The following is an 18,436-nucleotide window of genomic DNA, read 5'->3' on the forward strand; positions in this document are numbered from 1 at the left end:
TCTGGTCCTAAAGCAATCTCCGTTGCTTTGCGGTCGTCAGTGAAACACGCAGGGAGACGGCACATCCCTGGGCAACGCCGTCGTGTCGTGTCGCGAATGGCTAACGATCAGGACTCGACCCCGACACCTACGTCGGCCATCGTGCGATGTGACCGGTGGGACTGAAGTGACTCGTGTGGTTTGCCGACGAAAGGCAGGCGACGTACGCCGGTCAGTCGCGGACGGCGGCCAGCGCACGCCGGGCGCTGCGCCTGCGGTCCTCGATGGTGCGGCCAATGTCCTGCAGCAGCAACGGCTTTCGCGCGACGAGTTCCTCGACGTGCTCACGGTCGACCTGAACGACCGTCACCTCGTCGACGGCACGGGCAGAGGCGGACACGGCTTCGCGGGTCAACGCCGTCTGCCCGATGAAGTCGCCCCGGCTCAGGGTCCGCACCGGGACCACCTCACCGTCGTCACCCGCCACGAACAGCTTGACGTTGCCATCGACGATGAACGACATCCTGCTCGGCACCTCGCCCGCGAACTGCAGCGTCTCCTCGGCGGCGTAGCGGGTCAAGCGGGCGTGCGCGACGAGTTCGGACTCCTCACCGGGGCCGAGGCGCAGAGCCGGCCCGACGATGCGGAGCGACGCGGTGAGTCGCTCCCCGGTGGCGAAGTCGTCCTCGGCCTCGTCGAGGTGCAACCCGGCCCGCCGGGCCGCGTACCAGATCCAGCGGAGGAACATCGACCGCGCGGCGGCGTCGTCGGCGGGGGACCGCACGGGGATCGTCGTCGCGTACTCCGTGCCACCCAGCGGCAGGGTCGACGGCTGGACGCCGGGTCGCAACTGGGGCAGTGTCGCGGCGACCCGGGTCAGGAGTTCGCACACGTCGTCCGGCGGGTCGTTCAGCGAGAACACCGTCTGCACGGTGATGACGTGCGCGCCCTCGGGCCTGCTCAAGTTGGCGAACGACTGGCCGGCCAGCACGGAGTTGGGGGTGATCTGCAGCCCGGCCACGGTCTCGATGTGCGTTGCGCGCCAATTGACCTCGACCACCCGGCCACGCGCCGACGGCGTGTCGACCCAGTCGCCGAGCCGAAACGGCTGCTCGAACAGCAGCAGGAGGCCGGAGATGATCTGACCCACCGAGTTCTGCAGCGCCAGGCCCAGCACGATCGACGAGATGCCCAGCGCCGTGAACAGGCCGCCGACGTTGGCGCCCCAGATGTAGGCGAAGATCAGCGCCACGCCGACGGCGATGAGCGCGAACCGCGCCACGTCGAGGAAGATCGACGGAATCCGCTTGCGCCACGTGCCTTCCGGCGCCCCCTGGAACAGCGTGGCGTTCAGTCCCGACAGCAGCAGGACGAGTACGACGAAGCCAAAGACGGTGGCCACGATGCGCACCGGCGTCGCCTCGCCGTTGACCTGGATGGCCTGGACGAGCAGGAGCAGCAGGGCGCCGAGCGGCAGGATGTAGGCCCGCAGCAGATACACCGGGCGGGTCAGCACGCTGCCGCGGCGGCGCAGCGCGTTCTGCAGTTCGGTCAGCAGTATCAGCAGTACCGGGAATCCGATGGCGACGCCGACGGCCCAGTAGAACCAGGGCGCGTCGAGCAGGCCGGTCACTGCTGACGCTCCACCAGTCGCCAGATCGGTTCGGTGTCGTCGTCGTCGGATCCGACGTGCCCGGCCTCGACGAACTTGCGGGTGTCGCGCATCGCGTCGTAGACCCGCGACGTGACGTAGACCCCTGGTTTCGGCGACCCGGCCTGCACGCGGTAGGCGATGTTGACCGCCGCGCCCCACATGTCGTAGGCCAGGCTCGACCGGCCGACCAGTCCGCTGCTGACCGTCCCGGTGTCGATGCCCGCGCGCAATTGCAGGTCGTTGCCGGACTCGGCGTTGTACCGGTCGACTATGTGCTGCATCTCCACGGCGAAATCGACCGTCCGCCGGACGTTGTCGAGCCTGGGCACGCTCAGACCGCAACTGGCGAGGTAGCCGTTGCGTAGCGTGCGTACTCGCTCCACGCCGAGATTGACTGCCGCCGCGTCGAATTGGCGCACCAGCTTGTTGACGATCGCCAGTCCCTCGTCTGACGTCAGTTCCGAGGACAGCTCGTCGAGCCCGACGATGTCGGCGAAGAGGACGGTGACGTCCTGGTGGTCCTGGGCGATGGTCTCCTCGCCCTCGCGGTAGCGCGCCACCACGGGTTCGGGCATCAGGGACAGCAGGAGCCGGTCGTTCTCCCGTCGTTGCTCGTTGAGCAGGTCCTCCTTGATCGCGAGGTTGCGGCTCATGTCGTTGAATGCCACCGTCAGGTCGCCGAATTCGTCGCGGGTGCGCACCGGCAGCGCCACCGCGTAGTCGCCCGCGCTGATCTGCTGGGCACCTGCCTCGAGCCGCCGCAACGGCCGGACGAACAACCTCGCCAGCAGCATGGCCGCCACGCAGACGATGAAGATGATGGCGGCGGTCGACAGGACCAGCTTGCGGGTGAACGCCGAGACCGGCGCGAACGCCTCGTCGGCGTCGATGCTCGCCACGATCGACCAGTTCAGCCCTGGCAGGTTCACCGGGGCGTAGGCCTGCAGCGTCTCGTGACCCAGATAGTCGCGTGCGACGAGCGATCCGGTCTGGCCGCGTCGGGCATCTCGGGTGGCGTCGGTCTCCACCGGCTGCACCAACGTGGTGCCGCCCTCCCGGATGGAGTCCTCGGCGACCTCCGGCGGGGTTCCCGCGTTCACCACGTCACGCTTGAACCGCTCGGGATCCTCGAGGAACAGCCGCGAGTCGGACCGCATGAGGTTGTCGGGCCCCACCAGGAACGTCTCGCCGGTGCGGCCCATGCCGGCCTGTTCCCACTGCTCGTTCGCGGTCATCAGGTCGTTGATCTTGGACACGGGGAACTGCAGCGCCAGGACGCCCTCGGCGCGCCCGTCCGGTCCGACGGGCGAGACCAGCCAGGCGGTCGGCTCGTCGGCGGGCTCGTAGTCGCTGAAATCCGTGACGCCCACGAAGCCAAGGGCATTGGAGTCGAGCGCCCGCTGGTAGGCGTCATTCAGATTGCTGCCCTTGTAGGGACCGTTGAGGATGTTCGTCCCGAGGTCGACGCCTCGGTAGGCGCTATAGACGACGTTGCCGCGGGTGTCCAGCAGCAGGGCGTCTTCGTACTGGAAGCGTTCGACGATCTGACGGAAGAAGTCGTTGTACCGGGCGTTGGCCGCCGACCAGGCGCTGCCATCTCGGGCGTCGCCGAAGGCGATGGCCTTCTGCCAGTCGTCGAACGGCGCGGTGTAGTAGGCCTGCAGATAGCGCTGGGCGGGCGAGGTGGGCAGCACCGAGGCGATGTCGACCTGCATTCCCGTCTGCGCGGCCTCGTCCCTGCCGAACCGGTTGGTGTAGTAGTCGACCAGCGACTGCTGCTGGGCCGGGTCGATCGTGGCGTTCGCCAACTGATCGAAGCCCGCCGTATAGGCCTGCAGCGCAAGCGTCGCCGTGGCACCGCGCGCATACACCACCAGCGAGTTCTTCAAGTCGTCGAACTGACTCTGTAGCTGCCTGGACTGGGAGGCGCGGATCTCGGTGAGCCTGTCGAACACCGAGGCGCGGAGTGACGACTGCCCGGACCGGTAGCCGATCGCACCGACCACCGCCGCGGACAACATGCTGGTCAGCAGCAGCATGACCAGCAGCTTGGACTGGATGCTTATTCGGGACGCCACGGGGCGCGGCAGCTTCCTTCGCGTGGGCGTCGGCTGGGAATCCCGCTTGGAGTCCGACTCGCTGGTGGTAGTGATCATTGAAGTCCGAACCCTAACCCGCTGATCGCGGCGTCGTGATCGCTGTAAGGGAATCGTTGCGATCACTTCACCTGGAGTGCGACCGTTGCGGTATGGCCGGCATCGACGATCCCTTCGACCTGCAGCGCTTCGTCACTGCGCAGGACCGCGTCTACTCCGACGTGGTCGACGAACTCACCGACGGCCGCAAGCAGAGCCACTGGATGTGGTTCGTCTTCCCGCAACTGAAGGGCCTGGGCAGGAGCAGCACCGCGATGACCTACGGCATCGGGTCGCGGGCGGAGGCTCGGGCCTATCTGGCGCACCCGGTGCTCGGGCAGCGGCTGCGCGAGTGTGCGCGGTTGACCCAGGCCATCGACGGCCGGTCGGCTCGCGAGGTGTTCGGCTGGCCCGACGAACTGAAACTGCAGTCCTCGATGACGTTGTTCGCCCGTGCGGCCGATCGCGCCGACGCCCGCGTCTTCCGCGACGTGCTCGCCAAATTCTACGACGGCGAGGAAGACCGGACGACGGTCAAGATGTGGGAGTCGCTGGCCGAGCCGGGCTGACTCAGGAAGCGTCGGCGACGATCGCCCAGCCGTGTGGGGCGACCTCCACTTCGGTGACGACGTCCTCGGCGGGCGCACCGGAGCCCGCGACGATCCGTCCACTCCGCACGCCGTGCTCGGACAACGTCATGCGCATCGATTCGTCGCCGACGTTGAGCACGACGATCAAGGCGTCGGAGCCGGCGTGTACCCGATACGCGTACTGCTCGTTGGTCAGCGTCAGAGCGGTGGTGCGGGCCGCGTGCAGCCACGGGTGACGCCTGCGCAAACCGATCAGGTGCTGGTGGGTCCGGCGCACGTCGTCGCCCGGATCGGTCTCGGGTGGGTGCGGCGGGAACTCGGGACGCACGGCGTCGTCGCCGCCGAAGCGGTCTTCCTTGACGCCGCGGTAGCCCCATTCGTCACCGGCGTAGATGCTCGGCGTGCCGCCTACCGTGAACAGCAGTGCAAGGGCGTGTTCGACGTGGCGTACGTCGTCGAGCCTGCTCGCGATGCGGGTCACGTCGTGGTTGCCGACGAACGTCAACGGCACGAAGACGTCGAGGAACTCGTCGTGTCGGCCCAAGGCGTGGTCGAGTTCGTGGAAGTTGCCGTCGTTGAGGCTGCTCCAGACGGCCTTCCACAGCTCGTACTGGGTGACGGAGTCATAGGTGGCCGCCTTCACCATCGACGCGTAGTCACCGTGGATGACCTCGCCGACGAACCAGGCGTCGGGATGCTCGCGCCGCACGCGCGGCAGCACCTCGGCCCAGAACCGGTCGGGCACGGCATAGGCCGCGTCCAGTCGCCAGCCGTCCGCGCCGCGGCGCAGCCACGTGGACATCACGTCGGCGACGTAGTCGACGACCTCGGGGCTGTCGTGGTCGAGCGCGATCAGCCCGTCGTGACCCTCGAACGTCTCGAACCGCCCGCGGCGCTGGCGGAACCACCGAGCCGACGGATGATCCGGGCCGCCATCGGAGGCCTCGCGGAAGCGCGGGAAGTCGGTGCCGACGTGATTGAACACCCCGTCGAGCAGCACGCGTAGCCCGCGCCGGTGCGCCTCGGCGATCAGGCGGTCGAAGTCCTCGTCGGTGCCGAGCCGCTCATCGATGCGGTAGTGGTCGATGGTGTCGTAACCGTGTGTGGCCGAGGCGAATACGGGCCCGAGCGCTATCCCGGACGCGCCGAGTGCGACGGGGTGGTCGAGCCAGTCGGTGAGGCGGTTCAGGCGATGCTCGTCGGCCGTCGGTGGGGGGTCCGCCGGATGTGCGCCGACGAATCCCAGGGGATAGACCTGCCACCAGATCGCGTGCTGGACCCAGCCGGGGGAGTCAGGCATCCGGCCCGAACCTCGCCTCGTAGAGCGCCTTCATCTCCGACTCCAACTCCCGCGCGGGACCGTCGACCGGGACCCGCGGTGCGATTGCCGTGATGGGCAGTGCCGAGACCGGCGACGGCGGCGAGCCCCATTCCATCTGCCAGGTCACCATCTGCTCTGTCGATGCGGCGTACACGATGCGGCCGAGGCCGACCCATCCGTGCGCGGCGGCACACATGGGGCAGTGCTCGCCAGAGGTGTAGACGGTCGCGCGCACGCGCTGCACCGGCGCCATGTTGGCCGCGGCCCAGCGGGCGATCTCGAACTCGGGGTGGCGGGTCTCGTCGCCGTCCTTGGTGCGGTTGCGGTCCTCGAAGCGGACGACGCCGTCGGCGTCTACCAGGACCGACCCGAACGGGGCGTCACCGTCCTCGAGGGCTTCGCGCGCCAATTCGACGCAGCGCCGCAGGTGACCGAGGTCGTCGTCGCTGATGCCCACAGCCGCCGAGTCTACGCAGCGGTCTCAGCACCAGGGTGGCGCGTACATCGTTCCGCACAGATCGCGGGCACGCGGATCGATCGACTGGTGCAACGCGATTTCGACCTCGGCGGTCGGAGCCGGCTCGGTCGCGACGATCGGCACGTACGCCGTCTCGGGTGTCCGTGTCGAGTGGTGCCAGAAGATGCCACCGAAGAACCCGAGGGTAACCAGAGTCGCCGCAGCAAGCTTCCATACCATCCGTCGGATTCTACGCACGCGTCAACGCGTCTGTATGCAGAAACTCCAATTGCAGTTCAACGGCGGTAACAGGCTCATCGAGCGAAGCTCCGCGTCCGGCTTTGCAACGGCAAGCGCGATCATGGTTTCCTCGTCCGACGTTGCCATATCTGCACGTGCGTGGGCGCTTACTACGTCGGTTTGCCACTCAGTCGCAGCAGGCGGGCCCGCCGGCGTCCAGCCGGCACGCGCAGGAGGCCGCGATCGGCACGTCTGCCCTGGCCCGCGCGAACTGCAGCTGGCGACCGATGATCGTCGCCTCGTCGTCGCGGCCGAGCCGGGTGAGGCACTCGTGGTAGCCGTGCAGACTCCACACGTTGCCGGGATGCTGGCAAGAGCGGCTCAGCGTCGGGTCGAGGCCGAGGTCGGCGGCGTAGACCGCCGCAGCCTGCTCGACGCGCCCCTGCTCGAGGAGCAGCGCGCCGTAGGCGTGACGGGTGGGCTGCATCCATCCCCACGGCTCGTCGTAGGGCAGCCCGTCGTCGAGGGCGATGGCCTGCCGTAGCGATTCGAATGCCTCGTCGAAACGTCCTTCGCGATAGGCGATCTCGCCGTCGAGCATCGCGCGCCCGATCGCCAGGATGTCGCGGCCGGTGTTGTTGAACAGGTAGCGGCTCTCCGGGATCGCAGCGTAGGCGGCCTCGAACGCGTCGCGTTCGGCGTGGGCCTCGGGCAGACGGCCGGTCGCGGCGTAGGCGACGCCGCGGCCGTAGTGCACGGTGGCGGCGGTCGTGCAGTACAGCAGCGGGTCCTCGGGCAGCGGCTCGGCGATCAGCTCGTCCCAGCGCCCGAACCGCACCAGCACGTGGACGCGCAACGGCACGAACGCCTCCAGCCAGTCGGCCATCGGGGGCGATTCGATCGCCAGGAGCTCGGGCGTCAACTGCCCGGCCAGTTCGCCAGCGGCCTGCAGTGCGACCTCCGACTGCCCCTCGAACATCGCGGAGTAGACGATGAAGTGCAGGTCGTGCGCCCGGTAGAGGGAGTAGAAGTTCACCGGCCCCGCCCGCTCGACGAACCGGTGATCCGCGCGCACCGCTGCCTGGTTGGCGATCACCGAGCTGCGATAGTCGCCGCACAGCACGTCGATGTGGCTCGGCATGTGCTGCAGGTGGCCGGCGTCGGGGACGAGGCCGCGCAGCAGGTCGGCCGCCGGGAGGGCCTCCTCGGGGTGGGCCGACATCTCCATGGCGTGCACGTAGAGGTGCAGCACGCCCGGATGCGCGCGACCGGCAGGCGTGGCCAGCGCCGCGTCGAGGATCCGCTTCGCCTCGACGACCCGAGAGCCGGGCGCGGGTTCTCCGGTGCGGCCGTCCCACAACGCCCACGCGGTGACGTTCACGAGGGCGTCAGCGGCCAGCGCCTGGACGTCGACGTCGCCGGGATGACGTTCGGCCAGACGTGCCATCGCGTCGGCGTAGTCGACGCCGCCGGCATCGAGGGCGTCGGTGTCGGTCGGGTCGGCCGTCGGAAACCGGGCCGCCAGGGCGGCGATCAGGTCCCGCTCCACCTCCGAGGCCCGGCCCGCCGCCGCGCGGTCGAGTTCGACGCGGGCCCGGGTGAGGCTCTCGACCAGCTCGACCGGGTCGAACGCCTCCCACGCCTTGTTGTAGTTGGGCCCCACGGAGTACGCGATGCCCCACCGGGCCACGGCGAGGTCGGGATCCGCCTCCAGCGCGCGCTCGAAGCACCGGACGGCCTCTCCGTGGTTGAACGCGTACGCCCAGACCATGCCCCGGTCGAACCACGTTTGCGCCTCGGGCGCCGCGGTGTCAATCGGCCGGTGATAAGACCCCAGGTCGTAGTACTGCTCCGTCACGCTGGTCATGGTGGGCACGATAGGCCTTCGCCGCCGCAGGGGCGAGCACTGCGCCCAAAGCGAGCACCGCTCCCGTCGCGGCCCAAATCACCAGCGTGACAAGTGGTGTCACCGCGCCGTGACCGTCGAAGTACTCGATGCTGCGCAGCAGCGCCACCCCGGAGCCCTGCGGCACGATGCCGTTGAGCGTCGTGTAGAAGCCCGACAGCAGCGGCAGACCGACGGGCCCTGCGGCCGCGGCGTTGCCGACGATGACCAGGAAGATGGTGAGCGAGGCCGAGGCGATGGTGCCGAACGCGGCGGACACGCCGGTGACGGCGCCGCTCACCGCCAGCGCGTAGAGCCACAGCGCCCCGAACACCTGCCACGTGTGGCCGGCGAGTGCGCCGAGTGCGGCATCGACGTACACGGTGACCGCGCCCGCGAGCACGGCCGAGTACGCGACGAGGCTCAGCGTGCGCCTGGCCAGCGTCGCCAGATGCGTCACGCGCCCCACCAGGAAACCGAAGACAGTGGCGCCCAACGACGCTCCGATCGACAGGAAGATCACGGCGTAGAACTCGACCGTGCCCTGCGGGTCGGCGGCCGACGTGGGGGCGACGTCGGTGACCACCGGCGTCAGACCCGCCTTGGCGGCCACGCCCCGGCCGACCGACTCGGCGGCGTTGGCGACGCTGCGGCCGCCGCCGCCTGCGACGAAGACCTCGAGTTCACCCGTGGGCGTGACGGCCATCGCGGCGTCGGTGCGGCGCTCGGTGACCTGCGCCCGTGCGGCATTGGCGTCGGCAACGCGCGTGACATCGAGTGCGTCCTGCTCCTGCATCGCGGCGACCAGCTGGTCGGGACCCGACACGGCGACGTCGAGGTGGTGCAGCGTCGGCTTGGCGAAGGCGCCGGAGTAACTGGCGATCATCGCGACGACGAACACGGTCATGGCCGCCATCACCAGCACCACTCGACGCACGTCGGTGCGGGTGAGCTGGTGCTCGGTCGGTGCGGGCCGCGAATCGTTGTGCTTGCCCATGATGGGTTCCTCTTCCTTGGTCAGTGCGCAGTGGCGGGCAGACGCAGCAGTGCGTCGACGGTGTCCAGTGCGGTGGTCACGCGCCCGTGCAGGTGGGTGGCGTCGGGGTCCTCCATCCAGGACCGCAGCACCTCCTGAAAGCCGCCGACGAGGAAGCGGCTGACGGCGTCGGGGGACAGGCCGGGCTGGGCCGGGTCGGCGCCGATCACCGCCAGCGCCTGCGCTGCTATCTCCTCGCAGGCGGGCAGCAGTTCGGTCCGGAAGGCGGCCACCACGCGCTGGGTGACGGCGCTGGGGACCACGTTGCGGTAAATCGCCCGGTGCCGGGCCGCCAGGTCGAACAGGCCGAGGATCCGCGTGCGGGCGTCGCCGTCGATGTCGCGGGTGGCCGTGCGGAACGCGGCGGTGAATGCGGTCGCCACGGCATCGTCGCGATCGGCGAAGTGGCGGTAGAAGACCTGCCTGCTGACACCGGCCCGGGCGACCAGGTCCCCGACGGTCAGTTCGTCGACGGGGCGCTCGGCGGCAAGTGCCACTGCAGCGTCGCGCAGCAGGGCGCGGACGCGCTCGGCGCGAGGGTCGACGCTGTCAGATCGGCTGGCCATCCTTCGACTGTAGGCCATTTCGTAGACAGATGACCACGAAAGCATAGGTTATCTATGACACTGTGGCGGCCGCGCAGTGACCCCGCTCTCCGCGCGCCGCCACTTCCTTCCGCGAGCAGACGCCAACTCGCACGACACGCCGGGCAATTAGGCGAGTTGGCGTCTGCTCGCGGTGAATCAGTGACCCGCGACCACGCGGCGACGATGGTAGGAACTTTCCCGCCGCTCCGCTTCGTTGCGTCCCCATGGTCACCGCCACCCCTGCCGCCACCCCTGTCGCCCTGCCCAGCCTCGCCGACCAGGCCGCCCGGCTCGTCGAACTCGGCGTGCATCACCGCGCCGGCCTGTCCACCTCCCGGTTGCAGACCCTCGCCACCACCGCCTCGGTACGACCGGGTCTGCTCGTCATCCACCCGAGCCTGCTGCCCGCGTCCCACCTGGCGCCGTTGATCCGGCACGCGGAGAAGCCGGGGTTCGTGGTCACCGACATGAGCGACGTCGACGAGTTCGAACCCGTCGAGCCACTCCCGGATTCCGACGTATTCGTGGTGAGTGACGTCGACCGCGGCGACGGCTATGCGAACTGGAGCCCCGACGAGGTGGACCCCGACCTGAGGGCTGCCGGCCGAACGCCGCTGACGCTGACCGAGGGGCTGACGTGGCTGCTCCAGCAGCCCGACGCGCTCGAACGCAACCACTGCTTCATGACGATCGGCTCGCGCAAGCGCAAGCTGGGGGGTGCGCTCGATACCCGCACCCCGGCGATCTGGATCAGCAACGGCACGGGCCGCGACGGCGTCGCCAATCGGAACGCACCGAAGGTCGGGTGGTGCTGGGCGGGCAACCGGCACACGTGGCTGGGTTTCGCCTCCGCGTCGGGCCGTCATCCGATCGCGTCGAGATAGCGCGGGCGGTCGTCACCGGACCGGCGCGGCGACCGTAGCCGGCGTCTCGGCGGCGGCCGGCTCCAGCCACCGCCCGAGCCACTGCCACAGCCGGTTCCCGTCGGCTGGGCCACCCGCGGCGGCGAGGTAACCGTCGGGGCGCACCAGCAGCCACGCGGGTCCTGCGGCGACCGCGTCGGGCAGCGTGACACTGCGCAGCGGTAGGACCCCCGTCCACGGTTGGCAGACGCGGCGGAGGCCGTCGTCGGCACCGTCGACGAGCAGGGTCGGCGACACCGGATCCAGCAGGTCGTAGAGCCGGCCCTCGGGCAGGCGCAGATCCGGCACGCGGTCACCGGCCCGCAGCGCACCCAGGCGGCCGCCACCGCGCGCCAGTGGCGCCCCTCGGTAGGACGCAGCGATCTGACCCAGCCGGGGCGCCGCCACGGTCTGAACGCGGTTGCGCCGCAGCAACTTCGGGATCGCACGCACCAGCAGACCGTGCACGACGGGATTGGTCGAGTTGAACGCCATGGTGGCACGCTCGGTCATCGCGACCAGTTGGCGGATCACCGGCAGCCGGTCGGACCCATAGGTGTCCAGCAGTTCCGGGCGGGCGCGCCCTCTCAGCACCATGGCGAGTTTCCAGCACAGGTTGATCATGTCCTGGATCCCGGCGTTCATGCCCTGCCCACCGGCTGGGCTGTGGACATGGGCGGCGTCGCCTCCGAAGAACACCCGACCCGATCGCAACGTCGTCATGTGCCTGCTGTTGATCCGGAAGCGCGAGCTCCAAGCCAGGTCGTGGCAGCGGGCGGGAACTCCCACGGTGCGGTCGTAGAGCGCCTGTACGTCGGCCAGCGTCGGCTGGGCGGCGTCACCGGTGATGCCCTCGGGATCGGTGGCCATGAACCGGAACCGGTCACCGCCCATCGGGAACACCGCGAGGAAGCCGTTGGAGGCGAGGAAGATCGACAGTTGGTCTTGGGCGAGGTCGCCCGACAGGCGCAGGTCCCCGAGTACGTAGTCCTGTGGGAGGGATCGACCCTCGAACGGCAGGCCGAGCGCCTTGCGCACCGGGCTGTGCGACCCGTCGGCAGCGATGACGTAGGACGCGGCGATGGACTGGGAGTGCCCGTCCTGGTCGCGCACGACCACCCGGACGTCGTCGCCTTGGGCCAGGCCGACGAACTCGATGCCACGTTCCACGGTGACGCCGAGCGCCGCAGCGCGTTCGGCAAGCAGGCGTTCGGTGTCGGATTGCGGCAGCATCAGGATGTAGTCGAATTCGCTTGCCATGGTGGCGAACTCGATGCCGCCGAGGCGTTCGCCGCCGGCGTGCAGAGCGGTCGCACGCACGCGGTTGCCCAGTGACAGCAGGTCGTCGGCGATGCCGCGGGGGCGGAGCAGCTCGAGTGTCCTGGCCTGGATGCCGAGTGCCCGCGACGTCGACGAGGGCGCCGGTGCCTTGTCGATGATCCGGACGGCGACGCCGAGGCGGGCCAGTTCCACCGCGGCGGTGAGTCCCGTGGGACCGGCGCCGATGATCAGGACGGGGAGGTCTGCGGTGCGTGTCATCGGAACTCCTAAGTCAACAACTGATGACTTAGACGCTAAGTCGCGGTGTCGGTGTTGTCAACGATGGGCGACTTATGCTGTCCCCATGGCCACGACCCGCCCCCGCAACGCCACCGGAACACGCGCCGACATCCTGGCCGCGGCCCGCGCGCGATTCGGGACGGACGGCTTCGACCGCACGACACTGCGTGCGATCGCCGCCGACGTGGGCGTCGACGCCGCGCTCGTGATCCGGTACTTCGGCAGCAAGCAGGACCTCTTCGCCGCCGCCGCCGACTTCACCATCGATCTGCCAGACCTGACCGGGGTGGACGCCGACCAGATCGCCGACGCCCTGCTGCCGAGGTTCTTCGCCGTCTGGGAGGACGACGCCACGTTCGTCGCACTGCTGCGCGCCGCCATGACCAGCCCGACGGCCGCCGACGCGATGCGCACCGTGTTCGCCACTCAGGTGGCACCGGCGCTGGCGGCCGTGGCCCCGGACCATCACGCGCAGCGCGCGGGGCTGATGGGTGCGTTCATCATCGGGCTCGCCACCACCAGGTACGTGCTCGCCAATCCCGCGGTCGCCAACCTCGGTCACGACGAACTCATCGCGTGGGCACGGCCGGTCATTCGGCAGCTGCTCGTCGGGGATGCGCCGGTCCGAGGGTGATTCGACACCGCGGCTAGAACGTGTTCTAGTTCGTTCATGGTCGAGTTCACCGTCCAGAATCTCAACGGCGAAGAGGTCGAGCGGTTGCGCGGCGTGTTCGGGCCGTTCACCGAGTCCGTCAGGGAATTGATCGACGCCACCATCCGCACCGAGGTCGACGCCGACGTCGTCGCAACCGCCAAGGCGCAGATCGACGCGATCACCGCCCGGCTGCGCAGCGCGCAACTCGACGGACCGTTCGGCGTGCGGTTGTCCGAGGGCGGCCAGATGCCATGGGGAAATCCGGTGATCGGGTTGCGCAACCCCATCGCCCCGCCGCTGGTGATCCGGCGGTCGGCCGACGGCGGCATCCACACCGACTTCCACCTCGGTGCGCCATACGAGGGCCCGCCCGGTCACGTCCATGGCGGCGTCTCCGCGCTGATCCTCGACCACGTGCTGGGCGAAGCCGCGAGCACGGCTCAGAACCCCCGCCTCACCGGCACGATCTCGATGCGCTACCTCCGCACGACGCCGCTGGGCGATCTGCACGCCGAAGCCAGGATCGTGCGAACCGAGGGCGTCAAGACGTTCGCGGTTGGCCACATCGCCGACGCCGACGGCGTCACCGTCGAGGCCGAGGGCGTGTTCATCACCCCGAAGTGGGCGCGCTGACGCAGGTGAGACGACCCGGCGTCAGTCGGGGATCGCCGTGGCGATGTCGACCAGCCGTTCGGTGACGGCATCGATCTCGGTCAACAGCACCCGCGCCGACGCGTCGTCGACGTCGGAGAGCTCCGCGCGCACCCGGGCGGCGGCTGCGGTCAGCACGTCGACGTCGAGCGTCCACGGCGAGCCTGCGGTCTGCGGGTCACCGCGCAGCGCCTCGACGAACTCGTCGACCGCACTGCGCAGCGCCGTGCTCGTCGTCGCAGCGCGGCGGGCGGGCAGGTTCGCCTCGAGCGCCGTGCACGACGCGGTCACCGCATTGAGCCCGGCCCGGTAGGAGCTGAGCCAGCGGCGCAGGTGTCTGTCGTTCATCAGGCCGCTCGCCGCTGCCGCCTCGAACGCCGCCCTGGCCCGGAACGCGCGCTCCCACGACGACGCCACCATCTCGCCGGGTCGGTCGACGTCGTGTACTGAGGCCTTGATGACCGTTGCGGCGTAATCGATCTCGGCTTTGAGCAGTTCGCCGGCGCGTTGCCGCAGCCGGACGTCGTCCCGGTCGGGGAGCGCGACGTGGGCGAGCACGGCGAGCACACCGCCGATCAGCGTCGCCAGGACGCGGTCGCCCATGGTCGCCAGGCTGGCCGCCCCCGACACGTCGACGAAGAACACGATGGCCGCGGCCAGTGCGGCACTGACCGCAACGTACCCCCAGCCGGACACCGCATACGCGACGCCGAGCAGGAGGACGGCGAACACCGCCGCGAACAGTCCTGCGGGGTGCAGCACGAGCGCGATGCCGGTCGCGATGATCACCCCGGCGACGTTGCCCGCCACCCGCCCGGCGCACCGCGTATAGGTGTGGGCCGTCTCCGGCCGCAGCACCATTACGACCGTCAGCGGAATCCAGTAGCCGTGTGCGACTTCGGCAACGCGGGCGATGGCGACGCCAAGCCCCGCCGCAAGCCCGAGACGGATGGCGTGCCGCAGCACCGGCGACTCCGCGCTCAACTGGTCGCGGATCATCGCCACGGCGTGCGCGAGGGTCCCGGCCAGCCCGGGACTGTGTTGCACGCCCCCGGTCGCTTCGCTCCTGCCCGCCGGCACACCCCCCGCCGGGGCGACGTCTGCCGACCCGTCCCCGAACCGCAACGCAGCGGCATCCCTCAGCTGCGCCGAAAGGCGGCGCACCAACGGCGATTCCAGCTCGGCCGCGCCTGCCGCCACCGCGTCGAAGCGTCCCATCGCGTACCCGGTCGCCTTCGCGTTGGCCCGGGTGGGACGGGACACCGCATCGAGCACGTCGGCGGCCGCGACGAGCACCCGGGATACCCCGTTGTCGCCGCGTGACCGACCGGCCAGCGCGGCCAACGTGACGGCGATCCGCTCCGGTAGGCCGTACCAGGCGCGGTACGCCAACGGGTGCCGGACGGCCTGGCCGTGCGTGAACGTGAAGGCCTCGCGCAGCGCCCGCAGTGGTTCCTGTTCGATGTGCCCGGACGGATCGGCGGCGAGCGCGCGAGCGTCCGCTGCCAGTGAGCGGTAGGCGCGGGTCAGCGCCTCGCGCTGCACGCGCCAGCGCCGGCGCGGCCACAACCCGATCAGAGCGGCCTGGGCCAGCCCGCCGACGACTGCGAGCAGAACGGACGCCGACACGGTCGCCCAGGTCGGCGGCACGGGCGGAGCGGTGACGAGCAGCACGGCGGCCGCAGCTGCAATGAGCCCAGGATTGGTGCCCGCCGCCCATGCCAGCCCCGCCAGGAAGCAGCCGATGGCGACGACCGCGATGAACGGCATCGAGTACGCCGACGTCGATGCCCCGACGAGCACCGCAAGCCCCATGGCCACCGACACCCCGACCACGAGGGGGATTCGGCCGTGTGGACTGTCCTGCAGCGCGGTGGCGCCCGCGATGGTGGCCGCGCCGGCGGCCGCCATGGCGGCGGTCGGCCCCACGACCCACAGTCCGATCGCGGCGATCACCAGCACGCCAAGCAAGCTCCGCGCTACCGCACCGAAGTCCGGCACGCTCGGCCGCAGCGCCAGACCCTTGATCACGGCCACCTTTCTACCCCGACCGCGCCTAGCAACCCATCATTGCCGGTCGGTAGGTTCGATTCGTGGAGAAGCTGATCGTGACACTGCGCACCCCGGACGCCGACCAGACGTGGTGCGACCGGTTGCGCGGCGAGGTGGGCGAGGAGCTCCTCGATCTCGGCCTGCCCGGGCTCGCCGTCAACGTGCGCGACGACGCGGTGCGCGATTCGTTGATGACGCTCACGACGCTCGATCCGCCGGTGTTCGCGGTGGTCACCATCTGGACCCAGCAGTACTACGGGCTGCCCACCCGTGCTGCGATCGCCACGCTCGATCGCGAATGCGACCGTCTCGCAGCGTATCTCGTCACCGAGTCGGTTCCGGTGGCGCCGCCGGACGAGCTGGGGGAGCGCACGCCCGGCCTGGCGAACGTGGCACTGCTGCGCAGGCCCGAGCACCTCGACGCGGCGACGTGGCTCGACCGGTGGCACGTCGACCACACCCCGGTCGCGATCGCGACGCAGTCGACGTTCGGCTACACCCAGAACACCGTCGTGCGGGCACTCACGCCCGACGCACCGCACGTGTCGGCGATCGTGGAGGAGAACTTCCCCATCGAGGCGACGCGCGACCTGCACGCGTTCTTCGGGGCGGCCGACGACGCCGACCTCAACGACCGGATGTCCCGGATGATGGCGAGCACGGCGGCATTCGGCGCCAACGAGAACGTCGACACCGTGCCCACCAGCCGCTACCTCCTGCGCAGCCCGTTCGTGGCGGACGCCAGGACCTGACCCGGCCCCGGTCGCGCAGTCGCCGCCGCTTACGCTGCGAGCGTGCTCGTGCAGATCGACGACGATGGCGGTGTCCGTACCCTCACCCTGAACCGGCCCGAGGCGCTCAACGCGTTCAACGAGGCGCTGTACGACGCGACGACCGTGGCGTTGCGCGACGCGGACGCCGACCCGGCCGTTGCGGTCGTGGTGCTCACCGGCACCGGCCGGGCCTTCTCTGCGGGCAACGACCTTGTCGAGATGCAGGCGCGCATCACCGATCCGGACTTCCAGTCCGGGGAGCACGGCTTCCCCGGCATGATCGAGGCGCTCACCGCACTGCGCAAGCCGCTCATCCTGGCCGTCAACGGGCTTGGCGTGGGCATCGGAGCGACGATCCTCGGCTACGCCGATCTGGTGTTCATGGCGGCAGGCGCCCGGCTGAAGTGCCCGTTCACCAGCCTCGGGGTCGCCCCCGAGGCGGCCTCGTCCTATCTGCTGCCGCGGCTCATCGGCAGGCAGAATGCCGCCTGGATGCTGCTGTCGTCGGAATGGGTCGACGCCGACGAGGCGCTGCGGATGGGGCTCGTCTGGAAGGTGTGCGACCCCGATGACCTGATGGCCGAGGCCGGGCGTCACGCCGCGGTGCTGGCCTCGCGGTCGATCCCGAGCCTGATGGCGGTCAAGGAGACCATCGTCGACCCCACTCGGGACGCGATCGCCGAGGCCGCCAAGCGCGAGTACGCGCAATTCGAGGTGCTGCTCGGGTCGGCTGCCAACGCCGACGCGCTGTCGGACTTCGCCGACCGCAAGACGCAGTGAGCTAGCGCCCCGCGTGGACGGGGCAGTCCCGGCGCTGCGCGCTGGCTGCGATAATCGACCGCACCGTGCGCTTGCATCGGCCACAGTCAGAACCCGCACCGCACGCGTCGGCGATCTGCCGCGACGTCGACGCCCCGCCGGCGACGAGATCGGTGACCACCTGGCTCGTGACGCCGGTGCACAGGCATACGAACATCAGCGGGTCCGTGCCATTTCGAATGGCGCGCCATTCGAGAAATCCGAGTGCGGATGGAATTTGCGCCGCGCGAATTCATCGGCCATTTCGGCGCTAGACGACAATTGGGCGGCGCGCGGCGCGAACCACGAGTGGCTCCGGTCCGCGTCCATGGGTTCCGCCTCACTTCGAAGGCGCCGTACGTGGATCACGAGCAACGCCGTCCTTCAGGTTAGCCCAGTCTAACCTTACTAAGGCTAGCCAGTCCATAACCCGGGCTCAGCAACCTTCGCTTCCGAGGTTTGCCTTACCAAACGTCGCACGTAAACAGCCCAAAATGCCGAGTTTCGCAGTCGCGTCCCGTCGTGTCGGTGCACTAGATTGAGGGATGCCGGGCAGCCCCCGGCACAGTGCTGAACCCAGCGACGAACCCCAGCGATGGCACCGCCCCGGCCCCGGTCGGTCGAGGTGCACGAGGAGCCACCATGCAAGGCGATTCCGAGGTCATCAAGCTCCTGAACGAGCAATTGACGAGCGAACTCACCGCCATAAATCAGTATTTCCTGCATTCAAAGATGCAGGAGCACTGGGGTTTCACCGAATTGGCGAAGCACACCCGCGACGAGTCATTCGACGAAATGCGTCACGCGGAAACCCTGACCAATCGCATCCTGATGCTCAACGGCCTGCCGAACTATCAGCGCCTGGCGTCGCTGCGGGTCGGGCAGACGCTGCGCGAGCAGTTCGAGGCCGACCTCGCGATCGAGTACGAGGTCCTCGCCCGCCTCAAGCCGGCGATCGTCTTCTGCCGCGAGAAGGAAGACAGCACCACCGCCAACATCTTCGAGGCGATCATCGCCGACGAGGAATTGCACGTCGACTATCTGGAGACTCAGCTCGAGCTGATGAACAAGCTGGGCGAGCAGCTCTACGCCGCGCAGTGCGTGTCGCGTCCGCCACAGTGACTATGCGGCGGTAACTCTTTTAGCCTGCCTAACGATATG

18 protein-coding genes are annotated in these 18,436 nt (G+C 69.3%); 7 read left to right on the forward strand and 11 right to left on the reverse strand.

Annotated features, from left to right (window positions below; all coding sequences use genetic code 11):
* Window positions 1-211: 211 nt before the first annotated feature.
* Window positions 212-1,612 carry a mechanosensitive ion channel family protein gene (locus LOK44_RS01240; protein ID WP_237568151.1) on the reverse strand — a complete coding sequence of 467 codons (1,401 nt, stop codon included), beginning with the start codon at window positions 1,610-1,612 and terminating at the stop codon, window positions 212-214.
* Window positions 1,609-3,786, reverse strand: a complete 2,178-nt coding sequence (locus LOK44_RS01245; RefSeq protein WP_372481178.1) for an adenylate/guanylate cyclase domain-containing protein — start codon at window positions 3,784-3,786, stop codon at window positions 1,609-1,611. The genes LOK44_RS01240 and LOK44_RS01245 overlap by 4 nt, the downstream gene beginning before the upstream one ends.
* Window positions 3,787-3,881: 95 nt before the next feature.
* On the opposite strand from LOK44_RS01245, the gene LOK44_RS01250 reads away from it, so the two are divergent.
* The gene (locus LOK44_RS01250) at window positions 3,882-4,337 is read left to right on the forward strand and encodes a DUF1810 domain-containing protein (protein WP_237568153.1); all 456 of its coding nucleotides are present in this window, start codon (window positions 3,882-3,884) and stop codon (window positions 4,335-4,337) included.
* A gap of 1 nt (window position 4,338) precedes the next feature.
* On the opposite strand, the gene LOK44_RS01255 is transcribed toward LOK44_RS01250, so the two are convergent.
* The 6 genes from LOK44_RS01255 to LOK44_RS01280 form a co-directional block, all read right to left on the reverse strand.
* A complete protein-coding gene (locus tag LOK44_RS01255; RefSeq protein WP_237568154.1) occupies window positions 4,339-5,658 on the reverse strand; it encodes an alpha-amylase family protein in 1,320 nt (439 codons plus the stop codon).
* Window positions 5,651-6,136: a nucleoside deaminase gene (locus tag LOK44_RS01260; RefSeq protein ID WP_237568155.1), complete on the reverse strand. Its 486-nt coding sequence runs from the start codon at window positions 6,134-6,136 to the stop codon at window positions 5,651-5,653. Before LOK44_RS01260 ends, LOK44_RS01255 begins: the two co-directional genes overlap by 8 nt.
* A 24-nt stretch (window positions 6,137-6,160) precedes the next feature.
* A complete protein-coding gene (locus LOK44_RS01265) occupies window positions 6,161-6,376 on the reverse strand; it encodes a hypothetical protein (protein ID WP_237568156.1) in 216 nt (71 codons plus the stop codon).
* Between the two features lie 187 nt (window positions 6,377-6,563).
* Window positions 6,564-8,243 (reverse strand): tetratricopeptide repeat protein, encoded by a 1,680-nt coding sequence (locus LOK44_RS01270; protein ID WP_237568157.1) that lies wholly within the window; start codon window positions 8,241-8,243, stop codon window positions 6,564-6,566.
* Window positions 8,188-9,258, reverse strand: a complete 1,071-nt coding sequence (locus tag LOK44_RS01275; RefSeq protein ID WP_237568158.1) for an SNG1 family protein — start codon at window positions 9,256-9,258, stop codon at window positions 8,188-8,190. Before LOK44_RS01275 ends, LOK44_RS01270 begins: the two co-directional genes overlap by 56 nt.
* Window positions 9,259-9,278: 20 nt before the next feature.
* Entirely contained in the window at window positions 9,279-9,863 is a 585-nt protein-coding gene (locus tag LOK44_RS01280) for a TetR/AcrR family transcriptional regulator (RefSeq protein ID WP_237568159.1), read from the reverse strand.
* Window positions 9,864-10,108: 245 nt separating this feature from the next.
* Between LOK44_RS01280 and LOK44_RS01285 the strand changes: the two genes are divergently transcribed.
* Entirely contained in the window at window positions 10,109-10,768 is a 660-nt protein-coding gene (locus LOK44_RS01285; RefSeq protein ID WP_237568160.1) for a DUF5701 family protein, read from the forward strand.
* 12 nt (window positions 10,769-10,780) lie between these two features.
* On the opposite strand, the gene LOK44_RS01290 is transcribed toward LOK44_RS01285, so the two are convergent.
* Complete coding sequence (locus LOK44_RS01290) at window positions 10,781-12,325, reverse strand: FAD-dependent oxidoreductase (RefSeq protein WP_237568161.1); 1,545 nt, start codon at window positions 12,323-12,325, stop codon at window positions 10,781-10,783.
* 85 nt (window positions 12,326-12,410) lie between these two features.
* Between LOK44_RS01290 and LOK44_RS01295 the strand changes: the two genes are divergently transcribed.
* Both LOK44_RS01295 and LOK44_RS01300 read left to right on the forward strand, forming a co-directional pair.
* A complete protein-coding gene (locus tag LOK44_RS01295) occupies window positions 12,411-12,980 on the forward strand; it encodes a TetR/AcrR family transcriptional regulator (protein ID WP_237568162.1) in 570 nt (189 codons plus the stop codon).
* Window positions 12,981-13,016: 36 nt separating this feature from the next.
* Window positions 13,017-13,634 carry a PaaI family thioesterase gene (locus LOK44_RS01300; RefSeq protein WP_237568163.1) on the forward strand — a complete coding sequence of 206 codons (618 nt, stop codon included), beginning with the start codon at window positions 13,017-13,019 and terminating at the stop codon, window positions 13,632-13,634.
* Window positions 13,635-13,655: 21 nt separating this feature from the next.
* On the opposite strand, the gene LOK44_RS01305 is transcribed toward LOK44_RS01300, so the two are convergent.
* Complete coding sequence (locus LOK44_RS01305; RefSeq protein WP_237568164.1) at window positions 13,656-15,683, reverse strand: FUSC family protein; 2,028 nt, start codon at window positions 15,681-15,683, stop codon at window positions 13,656-13,658.
* Window positions 15,684-15,745: 62 nt separating this feature from the next.
* Between LOK44_RS01305 and LOK44_RS01310 the strand changes: the two genes are divergently transcribed.
* Complete coding sequence (locus LOK44_RS01310) at window positions 15,746-16,456, forward strand: hypothetical protein (protein ID WP_237568165.1); 711 nt, start codon at window positions 15,746-15,748, stop codon at window positions 16,454-16,456.
* A gap of 42 nt (window positions 16,457-16,498) precedes the next feature.
* Window positions 16,499-17,257, forward strand: a complete 759-nt coding sequence (locus LOK44_RS01315; RefSeq protein WP_237568166.1) for an enoyl-CoA hydratase/isomerase family protein — start codon at window positions 16,499-16,501, stop codon at window positions 17,255-17,257.
* A 1-nt stretch (window position 17,258) separates the two neighbouring features.
* On the opposite strand, the gene LOK44_RS01320 is transcribed toward LOK44_RS01315, so the two are convergent.
* The gene (locus LOK44_RS01320; protein ID WP_163917377.1) at window positions 17,259-17,453 is read right to left on the reverse strand and encodes a (2Fe-2S)-binding protein; all 195 of its coding nucleotides are present in this window, start codon (window positions 17,451-17,453) and stop codon (window positions 17,259-17,261) included.
* A 464-nt stretch (window positions 17,454-17,917) separates the two neighbouring features.
* On the opposite strand from LOK44_RS01320, the gene bfr reads away from it, so the two are divergent.
* Window positions 17,918-18,397 carry a bacterioferritin gene (gene bfr, locus LOK44_RS01325; RefSeq protein ID WP_237568167.1) on the forward strand — a complete coding sequence of 160 codons (480 nt, stop codon included), beginning with the start codon at window positions 17,918-17,920 and terminating at the stop codon, window positions 18,395-18,397.
* The last annotated feature ends 39 nt before the right edge of the window (window positions 18,398-18,436 follow it).

Source organism: Mycolicibacterium lacusdiani (assembly GCF_021916785.1).
GTDB classification, from domain to species: domain Bacteria; phylum Actinomycetota; class Actinomycetes; order Mycobacteriales; family Mycobacteriaceae; genus Mycobacterium; species Mycobacterium lacusdiani.